Consider the following 21429-nt stretch of genomic DNA (forward strand, 5'->3'; position numbering starts at 1 on the left):
GGAACTATATTTGAACATACACTCCCAAAAATCACGCTTATGAAAACCAAAGGATTAATCGCCTGCGCGCTTCTGGCTGTAACTTTTATGGCTTCATGCGCTTACAAGACCTGTCCTACGTATGCCCAGCAAACGCCCCCCTTAAAGGAAGCCAAAGTGGTAAGAGGTTAGTAACACCCGAATACACCCCGCCTAAGCAACTGAATTGGGCGGGTTTTTTGTGTCTCTAAAAATAATTAACCTCATTAACTACTTTTTTAAAAGTAATTTTGTACCTTTCCATAAATCAGGGAGATATGACAAAGTTCCGCCTGTTTCTGCTGTTGTTGTTATTGCCTCTGGGCATTGCTGCTCAGAAGGTCAGGATAGCTGACTACTACCCGCTTAAGCCCGGTACCCGCTGGACATATACCCCCCCGCCCGATAAGCCCGATTACATATCGCGCATCGAACAAGGCGAAACAGCAGGCACGGTATGGCATTACGACGCTACTAATGCTGCTAAAATATTGCGCTACGACCGCAAGAAAGGCATTTTGTACAGCGGCGAAATATTTAATGACCGCTCAAAAGTAATTTTTCAAGAGCCTTTCTACTGGTTCGCTGCACGCCAAGCCAAAGGAGACACCCTTCTTGTACGCACGCCCTACAAGAAATACGAAACCGACGGACGCATCACCGAAGGCATTTTTACTTTAAGCCAAAAAATTGCTGGTTTTGAAGATGTTATCCTTAGCAATGGCAAGCAATACTTAAAGTGCCTGCGCGTAGATTTTAACACGCATTGGACTTTTGCAGACGGCAGACAAGCACAAAGCATCAACGTGTATCATTTTGCCAAAAACATTGGGCCCGTAAAAGCATCTGCGCGATTCATTATCGTCTCACCTGAGGGTAAAGAACTGATTAACAGATTAGTAGAAACAGATCTAAAGAAATTTGAGATTGGCTTATGAAAAATTTCAATCTATCCGACACAGGAAGACGCGAGTTTATTCGACAACTAAGCGTATCGGGTGCAGCCTTATTGTTTGCTCCAGACTTTATAGGTAACTGGATAGCAGATAGTCGTACAGATGTGATCGTATTGGGCGGCGGCATATCCGGTTTATATGCCGCGCTGATCTTGCAAGAAAAAGGCTATACCGTGCGCGTGTTGGAAGCTGACAATCGCTTAGGTGGGAGGCTGCACACGCTGGATAACTTGCCCGGTAAGCCCGAAGTTGGAGGTGTTGAAGTAGGTAACGGGTATCAGTCTTTTTTAGCCCTGGCAAAAAAAGTTGATGTACCTATCATACCTCCTCATCCATCACCACCACAAGCCCGCGAAGTAACGCTGTTTGTCAATGGAAAGATAACAAGTGTGAAAGATTGGCAGTCAGCTGAGAATAATTTATTATCGGCAGAAGAGAAAAATATGCTACCAAGCCTGTTAGAAAGTCATTATACTATGAAAAATATACCATTTGGTAGCTTAGAAGAGTGGTACAGCGGAAATTTTAATCATTTAGATATTCCTTATTCCGATTTTTTGCGTCAAAAAGGCGCTTCAGATGAAGCTATCAGACTCATTAATGCCAATGCCAATATTAATGACGTACACCGTACTTCTGCTTTACATGTATTGCGCAGTCTGAGTCTGCGCACAATTGGCGGCAGCACCACTACCCTACGTATCGCAGGCGGCAGCAGCAGACTTCCCGAAGCAATCGGTAAGCGACTTAAAAATGCGCCCGAAACGGGAAAAGTAGTTAAGCGCATTGTGCAAAAAAATAATCGAGTAGAGGTTTATTGCCAAGACGGCAGCAAGCACAAAGCACGTGCCCTGATATGCACCCTGCCTTTGCCTGCCCTTCGCAATATTAGCTTGGAACTACCGCTTACCGATTTGCACAGAGAAGCAATCCGTCAGATGCCCTACATACCGATTTCGCAGGTACATCTGTCCCCTTTAGCACCCTTTTGGGAACAGGATAAAATGCCTCCCGCTATGTGGACAGACAGCGCGCTGGGACGTATTTTCGCTATCTACAACGAAAAAGGCGAAGTAGAACGCCTGACCTGCTGGATGGTGGGTAATAATGCGCTTAATTTTGACAAATTAAGCAAAGAAAATATGCCTTCCTTCGTTTTGTCTGAAATGGCCAGAATACGACCCGCTTCCAAAGGAAATCTGGAAATTCTCTACATCAATTCTTGGGGAAATAATCCATTCAACGGCGGCGCTTATCATCAGTATGCACCGGGCCAGATTAGCCGCTGGCTGCCGCAAATAATAAAACCTGTGGGTAATATTTCGTTTGCCGGCGAACATACCTGCCTGACGCATACAGGCATGGAAGGCGCAGCACAATCTGCTGAACGCGCTGTATTGGAAATTATTCAAATACTCAATAAATAATTAACAAGTCCATTAACTCTTAAAAAGATGAAAAAAATCAGCTTATCTACTCTGGCAATTGTACTGCTCGGACTTAGTACACTTGCGCAAAACATCACCTTCAATCAGGATATTTTCGACAAGTTCGTAGAAATGCGCGTCGGCGATGGCAAAAAACCCGTGTATTGGTATTGCTATGGAGAAGTTTACTCCTATCCCGACGGTAAACTGCTCAGCCGCATGGAGGGCATTGATGCGGCTAACCTGATTCGCGTTACAAAGGACAGTGTCATCCAACTGAACCGCAAAATCTTTGTTTACACCGATGCTCAGACCAATCAGGTACTGAAAGAGTACAACGGTCAGAAGGTTGATCACATAGAATATCCCTACCAGAAGATTACCTATGTGTTACAGGGCGATCGAGTAGCTACTTATGTAGAGCAAGGGAGCGGAGAACGCATCACGAAGATGGGCCCCGGCTACAAGACCCTTGCCCGCAAAATGGGCGATAGTTACGTATTTACATCACCTGTTTTCTTAGACTGGGATACCCCGCGCGGCAAATACGAGGCTTATGAAAATTACGACTTCTACTACTTTCCTAAAGAAACAAAGTTAGAACATCGCTTTCAATTGAGCTGGGTACGCTATGGAGATTTGCCGCCGTTTTTCGGGCAGGGTAAAAAGGGTATCATCCAATTAGTTTGTTACCGGATAGATGATTTTGAAAAAATTCCCGAGCCTATTCGCTCGCATATCCGCAACGAAGCGCCACTTTGGCTCAACCCGCCCAGAGATCTGACGGAAATTGCGCAACTGCAACAGGGCAAATAAACTTGCCAACTATCAACTTTTGCACATATTTAAGTATTATTTTTACGAAAAAAACCTCTACAAAAAATGTCTTTCAGTCGTTTTAGATAACCCAAACAAAAAAATGCAACCCGACGAAAAAAAGACTTCTGCCTTTACTGATTTTCACAATGAAAATGGCAGTGTGTACTACGATGAACAAACCGACTGCGTATGCGTGACACTGACAGGCTATTGTGAAGGCACTAACTATCATGCTTTGCTCAACAAGGCGATAGAACTATTGGAAAGATACGACACCAACAAAATGTTGGGGAATACCAGCCAAAGCGAGGTGATTTCAGTAGAAGATCATGAGTGGACTAATAGTGATTGGGCAAAACGCGCTATCGCAGCAGGGTTGCAATACAATGCGATTGTACTTTCAGAAGATATTTTTGGCAGACTGTCCATCGAATCAATTACAGATCAGGCACAGGTGGTACAGGTCAAATACTTCGATAATGTGGCTCATGCCAAAGAATGGCTGAAATCATTATAGAGAAAAGAGGCTGTCCAAAAAGGATGAACGTAGCACAACTTTAGTCTATATTACTTTTTAGACAACCTCTTTTTTATGTGAGATTTTGGTAATGGCTATACCGGTGGCAGCGGTGGTGGCATGGCTGCAAACACACTGCCGAGCGCCTGTACCTGCCCTGCCTGTGTCCAGTTGCTCATCCCCTGCATCCAGACCAATGACTCGCGGTTAAATTGTCCGCTTGCTGCCATTTGCGTAAGCTGATTCAGATCGAAGGGGCCTTGCTGTTGCCCGTTGACGGCTACGAAGAACTGCACAGGTGGCGGTGTTGGCGGAATCGGCGGCGGAGTAGGATTCGCCGTATTGCCGACTACATTATTCATCATCTGATTACCCAAGCCAAAGCCCATTCCAACTCCCATGCCTGCGCCCATACCTCCCGAAGGATTATCTGCTGCTTTTTCAATGGCATTGGCAGCCTGAAATTTGGTGTACTGATCTAAGTTGCTCAAGATGCCCATGCTGCTGCGCTTGTCGAGCATTGCCTCCACTTCGGGCGGCAGGGAAATATTTTCTACCAATACTTTGACTATCTCTACGCCGTACTGGTCAAAATCGTGAGCGATTTTTTCTTTGATATAATTGGAAAATTCATTGACATTACCTGCCATGTCCAACACTGGAATTTTGGCCTCGCCGATAATATCGGTAAATCGGGTAACGATCATGTTGCGGAGATTATCGGCAACATCTTCGGCGCGAAACTGGCTGTTTGTGCCTACTAATTCCTTGACGAATTTGGCAGGATCGCTTACCCGAATGGAATAATTGCCAAAAGCACGCAGGCGCACCGGCCCAATTTCAGGATCGCGCAGCGTGATGGGATTCTTCGTTCCCCACTTCCAGTTGGCAAAAACCTTTGTATTAACAAAATACACCTCCGCTTTGAAGGGGCTTTCAAAACCATATTTCCAGCCTTTGAGGGTACTTAGGATCGGCATGTTCTGTGTCGTAAGCGTGTGTGTACCCGGCATGTAAACATCGGCGAGCTGTCCCTCGTTGATGAACAGCGCCGCTTGCGACTCGCGCACAATGAGTTTTGCACCGTATTTGATTTCATTGTTGGCATGGTCAAAACGCCATACAAGTGTGTCGCGGCTGTTGTCTAACCACTCAATAATATCAATAAATTGCTTACTGAGGAAATTGAAAATACCCATCTTCGGTTGTGTTTGTTTGACGGCAATATACGAAGTTACCAACAGAAAATATGTATCCATTGATACAATAAAAGCCCCGATAAATGTTTTTTACTACATTTGCGAGTAATCAACTGCTCATATGTTCGATACGCTGGTTGCCTATTTGTCGCAACAGTCCCCTTTAAAAGCTGCTTTTTTGGCTACCTCTTTTACATGGCTGGTTACGGCTGCGGGAGCATCTTTGGTATTTTTTTTCCGGCAGATGAATCGCGTTGTGCTAGATGGAATGCTCGGCTTTACAGGCGGGGTAATGATTGCAGCAAGTTTTTGGAGTTTGCTTGCTCCTGCTATTGCCATGAGCGCATCGAGCGGCAGCAAGTTTATGCAAGTATTGCCCGTAGCAGTAAGTTTTCTGTCGGGCGCATTTTTTCTATTTCTATTAGATAAGACACTGCCCCACCTGCACATCAACTTTAAGGATACAGAAGGCATCAAATCGCCGTGGCAGCAGACAACCCTGCTTGTACTGGCAATTACGCTGCACAATATCCCCGAAGGATTGGCGGTAGGCGTTTTGTTTGGCGGCGTTGCAGCGGGCATTCCCGAAGCCAGCATTTCGGGTGCTGTAACGCTGACTATTGGCATTGGACTGCAAAATTTTCCCGAAGGTATTGCCGTTGCTATACCACTGCGCCGCATGGGCATGAGCCGCAGCAAAAGTTTTCTCTATGGACAATCCTCGGCGCTGGTAGAGCCTGTTGCAGGTGTACTGGGCGCTACTGCGGTTACTTTTTTTACACCCATCCTACCCTATGCGCTCTCGTTTGCTGCCGGAGCGATGATATTTGTTGTTGTCGAAGAGGTAATACCGGAAACGCAGTTAGACAAACACACCGATATTGCCACGCTGGGCTTTATTATGGGCTTTGTAGTGATGATGGTGTTAGACGTTGCGCTGGGGTGAGTTTGACTAAAATGAATCATATACCACGTAGATTTTGAGGCTGTCCAAAAAATAACACGGACTTTAGTCTGTGATTTGCTAATCTCTTGATGATCAAATAGCTATAGCCTGATTAGGCTTCAGGAAATAAACGCTCTTTGATATACAGGAAAATTTGGCATATTTACTATCAAATTGATCAGTGAGAAGCTAAATATCAGTTTAACTTCCGAACAGCAAAAGGAACTTGCGCGGGTTGTCAATCGTCATCCCAAAGCGTATATACAGGAAAAAGCCTCACGTACAAGTGATGTATCTGCCGCCTTATTCACCTAACCTCAACCCGATAGGGCGGGTGCGGCGTGCAACGTTGGAAACTGCTCAAAAAAAATTAATTCATTTTGGCACAAAAGTTTTCATAATTTCAAACAAGGTGTAATGGATTTTTTCAACTATTCTTACCTGCGGACAATGGAACGACGTGCAACGGCTGAAATCGTTAGTAACTTTACGTTTCAGAATGGTAGGTTGCGCGTGCAACGATTGACTTTAACTTACTCGCAAAGCACCTGTGCTTGTGTATGCACCATTTTCAGGCGACATAGACAAGAAATTGACAGAAGTACTTGGGTTAATATTCTGAAAGTGAGTGCGATAGCAAGCAAAAACATCAGCCAAGATTGCATCGGCAAAAGCGGGGGAGAAGTGCTAAATAATTTTTTTTGCACTTGTAAGGCTTCGCCAAGCCTTTTCCGCTTGACGCAACAGGCATAGGATAGCTTTCTGCCGATGTCGCCCACAGATCTTTAAATTAGGGCTTTACAGTTAAGGCAATCCTATGCCGGTTTACTTTTAAATAACCTCTGAAGTTGCGGCGTTTAAGCATCTACGCGCGCATATTTGGCATTTTTCTCAATGAAGGCACGGCGCGGCGCAACCTCATCGCCCATGAGCATCGAGAACAGATGATCGCATTCGGCAGCAGATTCTATATCTACGCGTTTGAGGCTACGTTGCTCAGGGTTCATGGTGGTTTGCCATAATTGCTCGGGGTTCATCTCGCCCAAACCTTTGTAGCGCTGTATATTGAGGTTTTCGGTTTTACCGCCGCCAAGTTCCAGCACGGCACGATCGCGTTGGTCATCTGTCCAACAGTATATTTCTTGCTTGCCTTTTTTTACAAGATAAAGCGGCGGCTGGGCAATGTACAGATGCCCTTTATCAATCAGATCTTTCATGTAGCGGAAGAAAAACGTCAAAATCAGGGTGCGAATGTGGCTACCGTCAATGTCGGCATCGGTCATAATGATGATTTTGTGGTAGCGCAGTTTGTCCAGATTCAGCGCCTTTTCGTCGCCGTCTTTGCCGAAACTGATACCTAAGGCAGTAATTATATTCTTAATTTCCTCGTTGTCGTAGATTTTATGCTCTTGAGCTTTTTCTACATTGAGGATTTTTCCGCGCAGCGGGAGAACTGCCTGAAAGTTGCGGTCGCGGCCTTGTTTTGCCGAGCCACCTGCCGAATCGCCTTCCACCAGATAGAGTTCGCACAGGGCAGGGTCGCGCTCGGTGCAGTCTGCCAATTTACCCGGCAGCCCTGTACCGCCGAGTACACTCTTGCGCTGAACAGCTTCGCGTGCCTTACGCGCCGCCTCGCGTGCGCGGGCAGCATTGATTACCTTGTCAATCAGGTTTTTGGCTTCTTTGGGGTGCTCTTCCAGATACTGGGTGATCATTTCGCCGACGATGGTATCTACTGCACCCGAAACCTCTGAGTTGCCTAATTTGGTTTTAGTTTGTCCCTCAAACTGAGGCTCGGCTACCTTTACAGAAATGATTGCACTCAAACCTTCGCGGAAGTCGTCGCCTGTAACTTCTACTTTAGCTTTTTCTAACAGCCCGTTCCGATCTGCATAGCCTTTGATGCTTCGAGTTAGAGCGCGGCGAAAACCTGTCACGTGGGTACCGCCTTCGTAAGTGTTGATATTATTGACGTATGAAAAAATATTTTCGGCATAGTCTGTGTTATAGGTAATTGCTACCTGCACAGGAATGCCGCCTTTGTCGCTTTCCATGTAGATCGGGTTAGGAATTAATTGCTGACGTGTTCCCTCTACGTATTTGAGAAACTCAACCAGTCCATGTTCGGAGTAGAACTCTTCACTAAGAAAAGTGCCATCCTCGTTGGTTTCGCGTTCGTCTGTAAGGAAAATGCGAATGCCCGAGTTCAGGAATGAAAGCTCGCGCAGGCGGGTAGCAATTGTTTCGTATTTGTAAACCTTCGTCGTGAAAATGCTATCATCGGGCAGAAAGTGTACGCGTGTACCCCTCATGTCTGTTGTGCCTACTTCTCTAACGGGATAGAGAGGATTGCCGTAGGCGTACTCTTGTTCAAATATTTTACCATCGCGATATACATTGACTTTCAAGTATTTGGAAAGGGCATTCACGCAGGAAACGCCTACACCATGCAAACCGCCGGATACTTTGTAAGAATCTTTATCAAATTTACCACCGGCATGAAGTACCGTCATAACTACTTCCAGCGCCGATCGTCCTTCTTTGGGGTGAATATCAATAGGAATGCCGCGTCCGTTATCTAATACCGAAATCGAATTATCGGGGTGGATGGTTACGCGGATAGTATCGCAATGTCCTGCTAAGGCTTCGTCAATAGAATTATCAACTACTTCCCAAACTAAATGGTGTAAACCTTTGACACCAATATCGCCAATATACATGGCAGGACGTTTGCGAACGGCTTCTAAGCCTTCTAAAACCTGAATATTATCGGCTGAATAATTAGCCTGTGATTTAGCAATGGTTTCTGTTGCCTGAGTTGTTTCCAACATGCCTTTTTCAGATAAAAATTACCTGCGAAGATACGCAAAAAATGGCGGTCGGGCAAACGATTTGTGCGTACAGCTTGGACTTAGGAGAACACTGTACGCACAAATAAAGTAACTTTAGAAGATCCACTGTAAAATAGCAGCAACCACAGAAAGTACGACGCTGTAAATCGCGGCCGGTAGGAAGCCTTCTACCTTGAAATCGTTTACGATAGCAGCTACTATTTTGATAATCAGGGCGTTAATAACAACCAAAAAAAGTCCTAATGTAAGTACAGTTACGGGCAGGGTAAGTAATACAAGGATGGGTTTGATTGTGTAGCGCGCCAGAATCAGCAGCAAACCTACAATGAGGGCTGTGCCCCAGCCTTTGATTGTGATACCGGGAACAATCAACGCAGTGATGTAAACTGCCACTGAATAAATAAGAAAATCAATGATAGCAGACATAAAGCAGAAAGTTTAAGTTTTAGTTCTTACGCGAACGCTTTTCAGAGGTTTTGCAGAAATTTATCCAGATAGCGATTTACTTCTTCGGGCGCTTCTATGGTCGAGGTGTGTCCTGCGGCCGGAATGCGGTAGAGTTGTGCATGGGGGATCTGACTTTTGATGCGTTCCGCCTTTTCTGGTACGGTAGCCACGTCTTCCTCGCCTACCAGAATCAGTACGGGCATCTGAATGCGCTTCAACTCGTCAAAAACACCACGCCTGCCGATTACTGCATCTACTGAGCGGGTAATGCTTCGGCGGTTGGCTTCTAAGCGGTCTGTCCACTCTGCGCGAAGCCCTGCCCGTTGCGGATCTTTCATAAAAGACTGCCCAAACATAATCGGCATGACCTGCGAGGATACCGCTGATACGCCAAATAATTTGACAATCGTATTGAGCAATGTGTATTTAAACTTGTTGGGTTCTTCGTCGGCAGAGGTTTCCATTAGGATGCAACTCTTAAGCAAGTCTGGCCGGCGCGCGGCTAAGCGCATAGCAATAAATCCGCCCATAGAAAGCCCTGCAAAATGGCAAGGGGTACATTTCAGGTGCAGTAAAAGCGCCACAGCATCATTGTAGAGTGTTTCCATGTCAAATGGCACTTTGCTGTCTGCGCTCCGTCCTTGTCCGCGATGGTCGTAGGTGATGCAGGTGTAGCGATCTTTCAGGTGGCGTACTTGCTCGCGAAACATTTCGCCGCTCCAGAGCAGCCCGTGTGAAAAGACAATTGTTTCGGGGCTGTTGCCGTGTATCTCATAATAGATTTCCGTTCCGTTGATTTGTGCTGTCGGCATATTTATTTCAGTTGAGTCATCAATTAAAAATAGCGGTTTTTCATTAAAAATTCGCGGACATACTCGTTTATGCCTGCTTCCAGCGTGTAGAAAGGCTGTGTGTAGCCTGCCTGACGCAGCTTGCCTATGTCGGCTTGAGTGAAGTATTGGTACTTGTCGCGGATGTCTTCAGGCGTATCTACAAAGCTGATATTTTCAGGGACACCCATTGCGGCAAATGTAGCTTTGGTCAGATCGAGGAAGGTGCGCGCCTGCCCTGTGCCAACGTTGTAAAGCCCTGATTTAGGCTTTTGATCCATCAAAAAACGGCAGACAGCGACAACATCTTTTACATAGATAAAATCTCGGAGTTGCTCGCCGTCTTTATACTGCGGGTTGTGCGAGCGAAATAGTTTCATGCCGCCCGTTTTGCTGATTTGATTGTAAGCATGAAAAATCACAGAAGCCATTCTGCCCTTGTGATACTCATTGGGGCCGTAAACATTAAAAAACTTCAGTCCGTACCAGTGCGAGGGCTTTTCTTGCTGCGCAACAGCCCATTTGTCAAAATTATTCTTCGAATCGCCGTAAGGATTGAGCGGTTTTAGCTTTGAGATCATCTGCTCGTCGTCCTTGTAGCCATATTCGCCAAGCCCATAAGTGGCTGCTGAAGAGGCATATATTAATGGAATGTCATGCTCAACACAGATTTTCCACACCTGCCGGCTATAGTTTACGTTCAACTGCTCCAGAATGCCATAGTTGAATTCTGTGGTATCAGTTCTTGCACCAATATGATACACACAGGCAATATGCGGCGCGTTGACAGTAAACCATTCGATGAAAACCGTTCTTTCGATTCGATGCGATACTTGCTTGTTAAGCAGATTTTTATTTTTTTCCGGATGATCGAATAAATCAACTGCAACAACGTTGTCATATCCGGCGCGGTTTAGTTCGCCAACGAGGTAGCTTCCAATAAAACCCGCCGCTCCTGTTACTACTATGTAAGGCATAATTTTGCACAGTTTCGTTTCAAGCGAGCAAATATGCTATTTTAGACTTAGATTTAGGCCACAAATCAGCAAATCGTATGCGCTTTTTCAATCTGACAGGTTTTAGAGGGCTAATCAACTTAGGATTTACACTACTGATCGCATTTAATGTTGTCAGATTTGGTATTGTAGTTTTGTCAACCTCAAGTATGCGCTCGCAGGCGGACGAATTGCGACTGCTCAACAATATCAAAATAAGTCTGAAAGACATGGAAACGGAGTTTGATAATGCTAAGTTGTCGCTTCTGCATCTCATACAAGGATTCTCGCAGGAAGATCGCCAGTATTGGCAGGGGAAGTTTAAACGTAATATCCTGAATATGAATGACTTGCAGCGTTCGATTGCAGCCAATTTCGATTCTTTAGGCACTGTTGAAAGCAGAATAATCACCGATTCGCTCGCAATGACTATCCGTGAGATAGACCGCTATGGCAATAACATTTTTGAACGCGCCAACATAGATTCCCTGCCGGTTGCTTTGCGCAAAACGCTCTACGAGGAAATATATCTCAATAAAATCGAAGACGAAGCCGAGCCTATGCTATTGCGCTTGCTTTATTTCAATATTGGCAAAAACTACGTTGATGACAGGCGGTTAGCCATTTTGGCAAGTCAGTCGCGTATGACAGCCCTTTCAATCCAGCTGAATATCGTTATATTTATTATTTCTACGTCTATCATACTGATTGCATGGTACTTGCTGGCGCGTCGAGTGAACTTTTCCATTACCAAAATATTTAAGAAACTGCGCAATATCCTTTCCGGAAAACTTGCCAAAGACGACGACGAGCTACTCAAAAATGAGTTTCGGATATTGGATACTGTCGCTACTCAGATTACCGAAAAACTCAGGCAAACAGTCGTTTTCGTGGATGCACTCGGCAAAGGAAAGTACGACATTTCACTTGAAAAGTTCAACAACGAAGATCACTATACCCAATCGCTACTACAAATGCGCGATGCTCTCTACGAGTTATCAGTAAGAGACAGTAAGCGGAACTGGGTAAACGAAACTACTGCTAAATTTGCAGAGTTGCTACGCGATACTACCAAAACGGCGAATGTACTCACACGTGATTTCTTGCGGCTGATTGTCCGTGAGGTAGATGCACAAATTGGCGGAGTTTACCTGGCAAATACTACGGGTAGAGGAGAGACTGCAAGCGTTGAGCTTCAACTGGTAGCTGCTTATGCCTACGGTCGGGATAAAAGCATCCGGAAAACCATTGCGCCCGGCGAAGGACTAACCGGACAATGTTATCTGGAAGGTGAAAAAATTGTCATCAAAACCGGTTTGCACAACTTTTTTTATATTCCCGCAGGTATTGGCGATATCGAGCCTACATCAATTATTTATGAGCCTATCAAGCTGAATACCAAGATTTTAGGTGTAATTGAGCTTGCATCGGTAAAACCAATGGAAGAACATCAAATAGAACTGATCGAAAAAGTATCCACACTTTTTGCGGCAGCTATCGAGTCTATCCGTAGTTTTGAAATCAACAGCCAACTACTCGCACAAAGCCAGATGCTGGCAGAAGATTTGCGTTCGCGCGAGGAAGAGATGCGTCAAAACATGGAAGAACTGGCTGCTACACAGGAAGAAATGGCGCGCTCGCAGACTGAACTTTTCAACCGGCTCAAAGAAGTGGAAAATGCTAAGAAACAAGGAGAAGAAAAAATGCGACTCGAGCAAATGCGCTTGCAGGCAATCATTCAGGAAAAAGAACATATCATCGAAGAGCTTATGGCAAAATCTCACAATTAGAAGGCTGTTTTGTTCTTATTATGAAAATGAAAAATTTACTCTTAGGCGCTTCCCTGTTGATAGCCGCTCTTACCACACATCTACAAGCCCAAGATCGCATTACGGGTAAAACCTTTGCGACCCGTTCGGAAGTGATCGCCCAAAACGGGATGGTCGCAACTAGTCATCCGCTTGCTACGCAGGTAGGTCTGGACATTTTGAAGAGTGGAGGCAACGCTATTGATGCTGCTATTGCTGCCAATGCTGCGCTGGCGCTGATGGAACCTACGGGTTGTGGAATCGGCGGCGACTTGTATGCGATCGTTTGGGATGCAAAAACACAAAAACTCTACGGGCTGAATGCCAGCGGACGCTCGCCAAAAGCGCTGACGATGGAGTATTTCAAGGAGAAAAAGATGGACAAAATTCCATCTTTCGGACCGCTGCCTGTGAGTGTACCCGGCTGTGTGGACGGCTGGTTCATGCTGCACCGTAGGTTCGGCAAAATGAAGATGGATAACATTCTTGCCCCTGCTATCAGCTACGCCGAAAACGGTTTCCCTGTAACCGAGCTGATTGCTTATTATTTACAAGGTGCTGCATCAAGATTTGGCAACAAAGCCGAGTATCCCAACTTTACCGAAACTTTCATGCCCGGCGGTAAGGCGCTGCAAAAAGGTGATGTTTTCAAGAATCCTGCACTTGCCAATACCTTGCGCCAAATAGCCAAAGGCGGCCGCGATGCTTTCTATAAAGGCCCAATCGCGCAGACAATCGCAAAGTTTATTCAAGAACAAGGTGGATTTTTGAGCGTAGAAGACCTTGCAACGCATACCAGCGACTGGGTTGAGCCGGTGAGCACCAACTATCGCGGCTACGACGTATGGGAATTGCCACCCAACGGTCAGGGCATCGCCGTGCTGCAAATGCTCAATATTTTGGAAGGTTTCGACTTCAGTAAAATCAAATTCGGCAGCACCGAACACATTCACTTGGTAACAGAAGCCAAAAAACTCGTTTTTGAAGATCGCGCCCGCTACTATGCCGACCCTGCATTTGCCAACATCCCTGTGAAGCAACTAATTAGCAAAGAGTATGCAGCAGAGCGCCGCAAACTGATTAATCCCAATCGCGCTAATTATAATTTTCAGGCAGGCGAAGGATTCGCACAAGAAACGATCTACCTGACAACTGCCGATAAAGACGGCAACATGGTTTCCCTCATCCAAAGTAACTATCGCGGCATGGGCAGCGGCATGGTTCCTCCCGGCTTGGGCTTTATGCTGCAAGATCGCGGCGAACTCTTCCACTTAGACGCAAACCACGCCAATGCCTACGCGCCCGGCAAGCGTCCTTTTCATACGATTATCCCGGCTTTTATTACCAAAGACGGTAAACCTTGGGTAAGCTACGGCGTAATGGGCGGCGACTATCAGCCAATCGGTCATACGCTGATCGCAATGAACCTGATTGACTTTGGTATGAGCTTGCAAGAGGCGGGAGATGCCCCGCGCATAGACCACCTCGGCAGCACAGACCCAACAGGAGCAGAGCCTCGTATGCCGCGCGGCGGGCAAATCACGCTAGAGAGTGGGTTTGCCTATGAAACTATCCGCGATCTGATGCGCATGGGACATCAGGTTGGCTTTGGTTTTGGCGGCTATGGTGGCTATCAGGCTATCATGTACGATGCGGCTAAAAAAGTTTACTATGGCGCATCTGAAAGCCGTAAAGACGGACAAGCAGCCGGTTATTAAGCAAAATTAAACAGCTGACAAGGGCAGATTGCAAAGATAGACGCAGATTCGTTGCTTAAGATAAAAATCTGCAAAACTCGTTTGATCTGCAAAAATTAGCATTCTACAGCAAAAAACTCAAATAGAAATGACAAAACTTGAATTAGTAAAACAGGCTTATGGCAGGCTGGTGAATAACATCTACAAATCTTTCGACAAGATTGTAGCTGCGATGCCTGATGAAAAATTAGACATGAAGCCCTCGCCCGATAACATGTCTTTCAAGCAAATTGCTATGCACGTCTATCAAACGGCGCTCATGGTAGGTAATTCTATGCAAACAGGACAGATGGATAAAGCTGATCTTCAATTGATTCCGCTGCCAATAGACGAAGTGCACAGCGCCGCGCAAATCGTTGCATATGGCAGTAAGGTCAAGGCACATTTGCAGCAAATCATAGAAAATATGAGCGAAGAGGATGCTGTTAAACCCATTGCTACCACTTTTGGCATCACAATGAATGCGCTGCGTATGCTCAACGTGTTGCAGGAGGAAGCGATTCACCATCGTGGACAGCTGACCATCTGCCTTCGCATGGAGGGTATCAAGCCTCCAAGTATCTACGACTATAGTTAAAAAACACTGATAACCGATAACAAATACTTCTGAAGTATGGATGCAACAATTCAACAAAGAATAAATACTTGGCTTTCAGGTAACTACGACGAACCAACTAAAGCCGCTATTCGTGCCATGAGCGAGGAAGAGCTGATCGAATCTTTCTACCGCGACCTTGAATTTGGTACAGGCGGGCTTCGCGGCATCATGGGAGTAGGCTCTAACCGCATGAACAAATATACGGTTGGCGCTGCTACGCAAGGGCTTGCCAACTATTTGAAGAAAACTTTTCCCAATGAGCAAATTAAAGTTGCCATTGCGTACGATTGCCGCAATAACAGCTCTGAATTTGCCAAAATTGTGGCAGATGTATTCGCTGCAAATGGCTGCAAAGTCTTTTTCTTTGAAGCGCTGCGACCTACGCCCGAGCTGTCTTTCGCTATCCGCCATTTAGGATGCCACAGCGGCGTGGTAATCACCGCCTCGCATAATCCGAAGGAGTATAACGGCTACAAGGCTTATTGGGTAGATGGTGCACAGGTAACGCCCCCACACGACAAGAATATCATTGCAGAAGTAAATGCCATTACCTCAGTAGATGATATTCACTTCGATGGTAAACCTGAAAACATACAAATCATTGGGGCTGACGTAGATGAGGTCTATCTGAACGAAGTCCTGAAACTCTCGATTTCAAAAGATGCGATTGCCCGCCATCGGGACTTGAAAATTGTCTTCTCATCTATCCACGGTACAGGGATTACACTAATTCCCGAACTTTTGAAGAGAATGGGCTTTACCAACGTACACGTGGTAGAAGAGCAGGCAACCCCCGACGGCAACTTCCCAACGGTTGTTTATCCCAATCCTGAGGAGCAGGAGGCAATGAGTCTTGCGCTCGCCAAAGCCAAAGCCATTGATGCCGATATTGTAATGGCAACAGATCCTGACGCAGACCGCGTAGGCATTGGCGTGAAAAATCACAAAGGCGAATGGGTACTATTGAACGGCAACCAGACCGGCAGCCTGCTGATTGGCTACATGATTCAGGCATGGAAAAATGCAGGTAAAATAGACGGCAATCAAATGATTGTGAAAACAATCGTAACTTCTGAACTAATAGATCGCATAGCGGCAGCTAATGGCGTAAAATGCTATAATACGCTGACCGGGTTTAAGTACATCGCTCAGGTCATTCGCGAAAAAGAAGGAGTAGAGACTTTTATTGCCGGCGGAGAAGAGAGCTACGGCTATATGATTGGCGACTTTGTTCGCGACAAAGACGCAATAGCTGCCTGTGGGATGTTGGCTGAACTCTGTGCCTATGCTAAAGATAATGGTATGACATTGTTTGAAATGCTGTTAGATAACTTCGTCCGCTACGGATTCTTCTACGAAAGTTTGGTTTCATTAACTAAAAAAGGCAAAAGCGGTGCAGAAGAGATCAAAGCAATGATGCAAAACTGGCGCAGCAATCCGCCCAAAACAATTGACGGAAGCCCTGTTGTACGCATGTTAGACTATCAGGCACAAAAAGAATACGACCTTGCAGCCGGCACAGAAAAACCTATTACACTGGAAAAAAGCGATGTTTTGCAGTTCTACACTGCCGATGGTTGTAAGATTTCTGCCCGCCCGTCGGGTACTGAGCCTAAAATTAAATTCTATTTCAGTGTCAATACCCAACTGAGCGACAAGGCAGCTTTTGATGCGACAGAACAGCAGTTAAAGGATAAAATCGCGCGGATTATAGAAGAAATGCATTTGAAGTAACTACTCGCGCCATTTGATGGTACAGCCGATTGCCTTGGTAGTATTTTTACTAACCACGCGTCCGGCGAGTATTTCATCTAAGGTGCGCTCTACGTATTTTTCGGTGGCTTTGGCAGCATCCTCAGGGCTGTTGTCAATGCCGCCCACGTAAACAACTTTGAGGTTGTTATCAATTTTTTGCAGAATCCATATGTGCGGTGTGCGTGCTGCACCATAAGTGCGGGCAACTTCCTGCGTCTCGTCTTGTAGATACACAAAAGGAAAGGACTTTTCCTGCGCGCGCTGGATCATCATCTCAAAACTGTCTTCAGGCTGTTTGGTGGCATCGTTCGGGTTAATAGCGATCACGGGGAAGCCCTTAGGTGCATACTTGTTGTGCAGTGCAATCAGGCGGTCTTCGTACAACTTGGCGAAAGGGCAGTGATTGCAAGTAAAGGCAATGATAAATCCTTTGGCTTGCTTGAAGTCTGCTAATGTAACTATTTCGTTATCAATATTTCTCAACCGAAAATCAGAAGCGTTATCGCCGGGTTGCAAGCCTGCTATGTTTTGTGCCTCTGCCACTGACAAAAGCCCTGACAGTAGGACAGATAGCAGTAAAAATTTAGCTTTCATCTTTCTCTAGATTTTTGGGTTTAATAATGTGTATTCTAAATCTGTACCAAGTTACAGCATTTCTTCCAAAACTTTAAGCAGCCGCTCGTAATCAACTTCTCCATTGATTCTAATGCGCATGTTGCGTTGATTATTGAAAATGAGCGTCATAGGGATGTCGCCTTGCCATTGTTCATCTACCTGCCCAATCCAACTGTCGTAGTCGGTGTTATTCAGCAGCCAAACCGGATGTGTAATATTTCTCTTCTGTAAAAGAGGTTTCAACTTAGTATTGAGCGCAGATTGAAAATCCATGCTAACTAACCAGAGGCGTACATTGTTATTCTTGTAGTTTTCACTGATGCGGAGAAAATCCGGTAACTCTTTGACGCAAGGCGCGCACCATGTAGCCCAGAAGTTGACAATGTGTACTGTATCAGACTGATTTTGAAGCAGTTGTTTTACTTGGTCTATGCCTACTACTTCAACCTGTTGGCTGTGTGCGCGAAAGGAAAGAAGCGACAGAGACAAAATTGCTAGCCAAAGGCAGTGTATGATTCTCATGAGATACATGTTTTGAGCAGATCAGCCGTCAAATTTAGAATAGTTCTCACATTAACTTTGTACTTAGATTTTTTGTTTATGCCAGCTATTACCTACGATTTTGCAGAAGACAACCTGAGGGTTTCCGAGCCTACAAAGTATGCAATGGAGGCGCTTGCGCCCGGCCATTTCATCTTGAACATAGGCCCGCAGCACCCTTCTACACATGGCGTTTTGCGCTTAGAGGTAATTACTGATGGTGAAACAGTAATAGATGTAGTCCCGCATTTGGGCTATTTGCACCGCTGTTTCGAGAAACACGCCGAAAATCTGCCCTATAATCAAATCATTCCCTTTGTGGATAGGCTGGACTATGTGGCGGCAATGAACTGCGAACATGCCTACGTCTTGGGTGTTGAAAAAATGCTCGATCTGGAAGGAAAATTACCGCGCAGAGTCGAGTTTATTCGCGTGTTGGTGGCAGAACTCAACCGTTTGGCCTCGCACTTTGTAGCAATCGGCACTTATGCTATTGATATTGGCGCAGTTACGCCTTTTTTATGGATGATGCGCGACCGCGAGCATATTCTGCGGTTGCTGGAGTGGGTGAGTGGAGCGCGAATGCTGTACAATTACATCTGGATTGGCGGCCTGTACTACGACCTGCCGGTTGGTTTTGAGGAGCGATGCGCCGAATTTATCCGGTACTTGCAGCCAAAACTTACAGAGTGTGAAAAGCTGTTGATAGAAAATAAAATCTTTGTTCAGCGAACCGCCAATGTGGGGGTCTTACCCTTAGAAACTGCTATTAATTACGGTGTAACAGGGCCAATGTTGCGGGCTTCGGGGCTGAAATACGACTTGCGCAAAGTAGATGGATACTCAGTGTATCCCGATTTGGAGTTCGACATACCGACAGGGCAGGGGCTGATGGGTACGCAAGGCGATTGCTGGGACAGAACCTACGTGCGCATGTTGGAGTGCCGCGAAAGTGTTCGCATCATCAGCCAGTGTTTGCAGCGCCTGACGACCGATTGTGTCCGCACCCGCGACTTTGATCCGCAGGCGGCTGTTCCCAAAAACCTGCGCGTTAAGCAACAAAAAGATATTTATGCCCGCGCCGAAACACCCAAAGGGGAGCTGGGTTTCTTTTTCCGCAGTCAGCCAAACAGCGATGTGCCATGGCGGATCAAATGCCGTTCTTGCTCATTTTCCAATCTTTCTGCACTTGCAGAAATGGCTCGTGGCGGGCTTATTGCCGATTTGATTGCCGTTTTAGGCTCAATTGACATAGTTTTGGGGGAAATTGACCGTTAGTGAGAGTACTACTGATTACGCCAAGTTTTCCACCCGACAAAGGAGCGTGTCCGCGCCACATGCAGGGTATTGTAGATGGGCTTGTGCAGGCAGGTCATCAGGTGCTGGTGCTAACGGCTTTGCCACATTATCCTCAAGGTAAGATTGCGCCCGGTTTTCGGGGCAAGTGGTTGCATCGCGATTTTTTCCAAGGCTATGAGGTCTGGCGATGTGCTCTGCTTCCTTCCGCCGCTATTCGGATTTTTCCGCGTTTACTTTCTGTAATGACGCTCTTTTTTTCTATGCTTTCGCACAGCCGCAAGATCCGAGCCTTTGCTCCCGAATGGGTGCTTGTGCAATCGCCACCGCTGCCGCTGGCGCTGCTGGGCAGATGGCTGGCACAAGAGAATCGCGCACAATTCCTGTTGAATATTTCCGATCTTTGGCCTGACGTACTGGCGCAAATGGGTGTAATCAGTCGAAAAAATTGGCTTTTCAGATTGGCAAAAAAGGTAGAACTTTCCCTTTACAAAAGTGCAGACGTAGTAATGGCGCAGTCGGAAGAATCGGTGGCATATATCCGCCGCCACATTCCCGACAAGCAAGTGCTGCTGTATCGCGTAGGTATTCTGCCCGATCGCTACAAGCATCATCCGCACCGGTCGGGCGCACCGCGTCGTCTGATTTATTTCGGTTTGATTGGCATGGCGCAAGGGCTGGAAGTGATTTGCCGCGAGATTCCTTTTGCTGCCTTGGGGGTAGAGTTGCATATCTTCGGAGACGGGCCTATGCGCGACAAATTAGCCGCATCTCTGAAAGGCGCGCCCAACGAGGCAGTTTGTCGCTTGCATGATGCTGTGGATTACACACAAATCCCGGCGCTACTTTCAAATTTTGACGGAGCGCTCATCCCCCAACAACAGCAACTCTACGGCACAGTGCCTTCTAAACTGTACGAAGCAATGGCTGCAGGACTGCCAATTATATTTTCAGGTGAAGGCGAAGCTGCAAAATTGGTACAAGAGGCTGCTTGCGGATGGACAGCACCGGCAGGAGATACCGAAAAACTCAAACATTACATCAGCGAATTTGCGGCAGCCTCAGATGCTACGCTCATTAGTTTAGGAACTGCCGGACAGGCATTTGCGTGCCGGCAATTTCATTTAGACATCCAGAACAAACTGCTGACAGCCACGCTATCGCCTGCTAACTGCCTGACTGTTTGAGCGCTTCTATTTTTTTCATAATTTCTTCTGCCTCTGCTGTTTTTACGGCAAAAGACTTAATGTCGCCTTTGCGTTGCAATTGCATAGCTTCCTCAGAAAGTTGGGCATACAATTTTGTCAGACGGGCGATCTCCTTTTCAGGTGTATTTTTTTTTGAAAACAGTCCAAACATGGCTTTACAGGTTTTCTTACTTAACCTTCTGCAAGCCGTTTTGTTCTAATTTCCATGCGGGCCTGTCTATACGAAAAGCAACACCTACACCAATTACGTGCATACCCGGCATCGGCAGGGGTTCAATACTGGGCTTGAATCGCATCGAAAGGTCATCGGAAACATCAAAAGTTTTGAGGTGGGCGGTAGTAGCTGCTTCAGCAACTTGTAGCAGATACAGCCCGATGCTCAACAAGATGGTATAGTCGCGTTCGCGGCGAAAGCGATCGCGCTGCGAGCGAATGCCATCATCTGTGCCTGAGTCGAACAGCGGGCGAGGTGTTGTAAATGGATTTTGGTCGAGCCTGTACACATAGGCATCTCTAAAGCCTGTGTAGTTGCGTTGATTGAAGTTGAGCGTCAGCGCGAGGGCTGCGGCCGCACCATAAATGGCTGGCACTTTGAGATACCAGAAACTCTTGTTATAGTACTGCCCCAAGCCGGGTAACACTGCGGAAAGCAGAGCAGCTTTGGTAGGCTCAGAAATAGGTTTAGGAGCTTGTATCAGACGATCGAGCGAGTCTAAGCGCCGCTTTAGCGCGACCGTATCCATGCCAATATCGTTGTTCACAGGGCTAACTACTACCTGCTGCGCTTGCGCAAATTGGCAGATGCCCGCAAAAGCCATCCATAAAAAACAAAAAAGCCACTTCATC

Annotated in this window: 21 protein-coding genes; 12 read left to right on the forward strand and 9 right to left on the reverse strand. The window is 46.2% G+C overall.

The features are described from left to right. Positions 1 to 39 precede the first annotated feature (39 nt). The 5 genes from ACWIP2_RS01390 (at position 40) to ACWIP2_RS01410 (ending at position 3737) form a co-directional block, all read left to right on the forward strand. A complete protein-coding gene (locus tag ACWIP2_RS01390) occupies positions 40 to 171 on the forward strand; it encodes a hypothetical protein (protein WP_448518099.1) in 132 nt (43 codons plus the stop codon). A gap of 125 nt (positions 172 to 296) precedes the next feature. After that, positions 297 to 956 (forward strand): hypothetical protein, encoded by a 660-nt coding sequence (locus ACWIP2_RS01395; protein ID WP_448518100.1) that lies wholly within the window; start codon positions 297 to 299, stop codon positions 954 to 956. Further along, positions 953 to 2401 carry a flavin monoamine oxidase family protein gene (locus ACWIP2_RS01400; protein ID WP_448518101.1) on the forward strand — a complete coding sequence of 483 codons (1449 nt, stop codon included), beginning with the start codon at positions 953 to 955 and terminating at the stop codon, positions 2399 to 2401. The genes ACWIP2_RS01395 and ACWIP2_RS01400 overlap by 4 nt, the downstream gene beginning before the upstream one ends. A 27-nt stretch (positions 2402 to 2428) precedes the next feature. After that, complete coding sequence (locus ACWIP2_RS01405) at positions 2429 to 3217, forward strand: DUF1838 family protein (protein WP_448518102.1); 789 nt, start codon at positions 2429 to 2431, stop codon at positions 3215 to 3217. Between the two features lie 103 nt (positions 3218 to 3320). Continuing rightward, entirely contained in the window at positions 3321 to 3737 is a 417-nt protein-coding gene (locus ACWIP2_RS01410; protein ID WP_448518103.1) for a hypothetical protein, read from the forward strand. Between the two features lie 95 nt (positions 3738 to 3832). On the opposite strand, the gene ACWIP2_RS01415 is transcribed toward ACWIP2_RS01410, so the two are convergent. Further along, on the reverse strand, positions 3833 to 4996 hold the full coding sequence (locus ACWIP2_RS01415) for an SPFH domain-containing protein (RefSeq protein ID WP_448518104.1): 1164 nt from the start codon (positions 4994 to 4996) through the stop codon (positions 3833 to 3835). A gap of 61 nt (positions 4997 to 5057) precedes the next feature. Between ACWIP2_RS01415 and ACWIP2_RS01420 the strand changes: the two genes are divergently transcribed. Further along, the gene (locus ACWIP2_RS01420) at positions 5058 to 5882 is read left to right on the forward strand and encodes a ZIP family metal transporter (RefSeq protein WP_448518105.1); all 825 of its coding nucleotides are present in this window, start codon (positions 5058 to 5060) and stop codon (positions 5880 to 5882) included. 857 nt (positions 5883 to 6739) lie between these two features. On the opposite strand, the gene gyrB is transcribed toward ACWIP2_RS01420, so the two are convergent. The 4 genes from gyrB to rfaD all read right to left on the reverse strand — a co-directional run bounded on the left by gyrB (position 6740) and on the right by rfaD (position 10988). Beyond that, positions 6740 to 8713, reverse strand: a complete 1974-nt coding sequence (gene gyrB, locus ACWIP2_RS01425) for a DNA topoisomerase (ATP-hydrolyzing) subunit B (RefSeq protein WP_448518106.1) — start codon at positions 8711 to 8713, stop codon at positions 6740 to 6742. A 114-nt stretch (positions 8714 to 8827) separates the two neighbouring features. Beyond that, positions 8828 to 9160 (reverse strand): phage holin family protein, encoded by a 333-nt coding sequence (locus ACWIP2_RS01430; protein ID WP_448518107.1) that lies wholly within the window; start codon positions 9158 to 9160, stop codon positions 8828 to 8830. A 41-nt stretch (positions 9161 to 9201) separates the two neighbouring features. After that, on the reverse strand, positions 9202 to 9993 hold the full coding sequence (locus ACWIP2_RS01435) for an alpha/beta fold hydrolase (protein WP_448518108.1): 792 nt from the start codon (positions 9991 to 9993) through the stop codon (positions 9202 to 9204). Positions 9994 to 10016: 23 nt separating this feature from the next. Beyond that, positions 10017 to 10988: an ADP-glyceromanno-heptose 6-epimerase gene (gene rfaD, locus ACWIP2_RS01440; RefSeq protein WP_448518109.1), complete on the reverse strand. Its 972-nt coding sequence runs from the start codon at positions 10986 to 10988 to the stop codon at positions 10017 to 10019. Between the two features lie 77 nt (positions 10989 to 11065). Between rfaD and ACWIP2_RS01445 the strand changes: the two genes are divergently transcribed. The 4 genes from ACWIP2_RS01445 (at position 11066) to ACWIP2_RS01460 (ending at position 16903) form a co-directional block, all read left to right on the forward strand. Beyond that, positions 11066 to 12796: a GAF domain-containing protein gene (locus ACWIP2_RS01445; protein ID WP_448518110.1), complete on the forward strand. Its 1731-nt coding sequence runs from the start codon at positions 11066 to 11068 to the stop codon at positions 12794 to 12796. Between the two features lie 26 nt (positions 12797 to 12822). Then, positions 12823 to 14532: a gamma-glutamyltransferase gene (ggt, locus tag ACWIP2_RS01450; RefSeq protein ID WP_448518111.1), complete on the forward strand. Its 1710-nt coding sequence runs from the start codon at positions 12823 to 12825 to the stop codon at positions 14530 to 14532. 127 nt (positions 14533 to 14659) lie between these two features. Further along, complete coding sequence (locus ACWIP2_RS01455) at positions 14660 to 15148, forward strand: DinB family protein (RefSeq protein WP_448518112.1); 489 nt, start codon at positions 14660 to 14662, stop codon at positions 15146 to 15148. Between the two features lie 36 nt (positions 15149 to 15184). Next, positions 15185 to 16903 (forward strand): phospho-sugar mutase, encoded by a 1719-nt coding sequence (locus ACWIP2_RS01460; RefSeq protein WP_448518113.1) that lies wholly within the window; start codon positions 15185 to 15187, stop codon positions 16901 to 16903. On the opposite strand, the gene ACWIP2_RS01465 is transcribed toward ACWIP2_RS01460, so the two are convergent. Both ACWIP2_RS01465 and ACWIP2_RS01470 read right to left on the reverse strand, forming a co-directional pair. After that, positions 16904 to 17518: a thioredoxin family protein gene (locus tag ACWIP2_RS01465; RefSeq protein ID WP_448518114.1), complete on the reverse strand. Its 615-nt coding sequence runs from the start codon at positions 17516 to 17518 to the stop codon at positions 16904 to 16906. Positions 17519 to 17569: 51 nt separating this feature from the next. Beyond that, positions 17570 to 18061, reverse strand: coding sequence for a TlpA family protein disulfide reductase (locus tag ACWIP2_RS01470; RefSeq protein WP_448518115.1), 492 nt, complete (start codon positions 18059 to 18061; stop codon positions 17570 to 17572). Between the two features lie 78 nt (positions 18062 to 18139). Between ACWIP2_RS01470 and ACWIP2_RS01475 the strand changes: the two genes are divergently transcribed. After that, positions 18140 to 19357, forward strand: coding sequence for an NADH-quinone oxidoreductase subunit D (locus tag ACWIP2_RS01475; RefSeq protein WP_448518116.1), 1218 nt, complete (start codon positions 18140 to 18142; stop codon positions 19355 to 19357). Next, on the forward strand, positions 19357 to 20562 hold the full coding sequence (locus tag ACWIP2_RS01480; RefSeq protein WP_448518117.1) for a glycosyltransferase family 4 protein: 1206 nt from the start codon (positions 19357 to 19359) through the stop codon (positions 20560 to 20562). Before ACWIP2_RS01475 ends, ACWIP2_RS01480 begins: the two co-directional genes overlap by 1 nt. Here ACWIP2_RS01480 and ACWIP2_RS01485 read toward each other — a convergent pair. Continuing rightward, positions 20543 to 20734: a DUF6435 family protein gene (locus ACWIP2_RS01485; protein WP_448518118.1), complete on the reverse strand. Its 192-nt coding sequence runs from the start codon at positions 20732 to 20734 to the stop codon at positions 20543 to 20545. The two genes, ACWIP2_RS01480 and ACWIP2_RS01485, sit on opposite strands and share 20 nt — an antisense overlap. A 16-nt stretch (positions 20735 to 20750) precedes the next feature. Then, a complete protein-coding gene (locus ACWIP2_RS01490) occupies positions 20751 to 21428 on the reverse strand; it encodes a DUF5683 domain-containing protein (RefSeq protein ID WP_448518119.1) in 678 nt (225 codons plus the stop codon). Position 21429: the final 1 nt, after the last annotated feature.

It is taken from the genome of Rhodoflexus sp. (genome assembly GCF_053489755.1).

Coding starts and splice junctions, on each gene's coding strand:
- ACWIP2_RS01390 (WP_448518099.1), top strand. CDS start 40: ATGAAAACCAAAGGATTAATCGCCTGCGCGCTTCTGGCTGTAACTTTT.
- ACWIP2_RS01395 (WP_448518100.1), top strand. CDS start 297: ATGACAAAGTTCCGCCTGTTTCTGCTGTTGTTGTTATTGCCTCTGGGC.
- ACWIP2_RS01400 (WP_448518101.1), top strand. CDS start 953: ATGAAAAATTTCAATCTATCCGACACAGGAAGACGCGAGTTTATTCGA.
- ACWIP2_RS01405 (WP_448518102.1), top strand. CDS start 2,429: ATGAAAAAAATCAGCTTATCTACTCTGGCAATTGTACTGCTCGGACTT.
- ACWIP2_RS01410 (WP_448518103.1), top strand. CDS start 3,321: ATGCAACCCGACGAAAAAAAGACTTCTGCCTTTACTGATTTTCACAAT.
- ACWIP2_RS01415 (WP_448518104.1), bottom strand. CDS start 4,996: ATGGATACATATTTTCTGTTGGTAACTTCGTATATTGCCGTCAAACAA.
- ACWIP2_RS01420 (WP_448518105.1), top strand. CDS start 5,058: ATGTTCGATACGCTGGTTGCCTATTTGTCGCAACAGTCCCCTTTAAAA.
- gyrB (WP_448518106.1), bottom strand. CDS start 8,713: ATGTTGGAAACAACTCAGGCAACAGAAACCATTGCTAAATCACAGGCT.
- ACWIP2_RS01430 (WP_448518107.1), bottom strand. CDS start 9,160: ATGTCTGCTATCATTGATTTTCTTATTTATTCAGTGGCAGTTTACATC.
- ACWIP2_RS01435 (WP_448518108.1), bottom strand. CDS start 9,993: ATGCCGACAGCACAAATCAACGGAACGGAAATCTATTATGAGATACAC.
- rfaD (WP_448518109.1), bottom strand. CDS start 10,988: ATGCCTTACATAGTAGTAACAGGAGCGGCGGGTTTTATTGGAAGCTAC.
- ACWIP2_RS01445 (WP_448518110.1), top strand. CDS start 11,066: ATGCGCTTTTTCAATCTGACAGGTTTTAGAGGGCTAATCAACTTAGGA.
- ggt (WP_448518111.1), top strand. CDS start 12,823: ATGAAAAATTTACTCTTAGGCGCTTCCCTGTTGATAGCCGCTCTTACC.
- ACWIP2_RS01455 (WP_448518112.1), top strand. CDS start 14,660: ATGACAAAACTTGAATTAGTAAAACAGGCTTATGGCAGGCTGGTGAAT.
- ACWIP2_RS01460 (WP_448518113.1), top strand. CDS start 15,185: ATGGATGCAACAATTCAACAAAGAATAAATACTTGGCTTTCAGGTAAC.
- ACWIP2_RS01465 (WP_448518114.1), bottom strand. CDS start 17,518: ATGAAAGCTAAATTTTTACTGCTATCTGTCCTACTGTCAGGGCTTTTG.
- ACWIP2_RS01470 (WP_448518115.1), bottom strand. CDS start 18,061: ATGAGAATCATACACTGCCTTTGGCTAGCAATTTTGTCTCTGTCGCTT.
- ACWIP2_RS01475 (WP_448518116.1), top strand. CDS start 18,140: ATGCCAGCTATTACCTACGATTTTGCAGAAGACAACCTGAGGGTTTCC.
- ACWIP2_RS01485 (WP_448518118.1), bottom strand. CDS start 20,734: ATGTTTGGACTGTTTTCAAAAAAAAATACACCTGAAAAGGAGATCGCC.
- ACWIP2_RS01490 (WP_448518119.1), bottom strand. CDS start 21,428: ATGAAGTGGCTTTTTTGTTTTTTATGGATGGCTTTTGCGGGCATCTGC.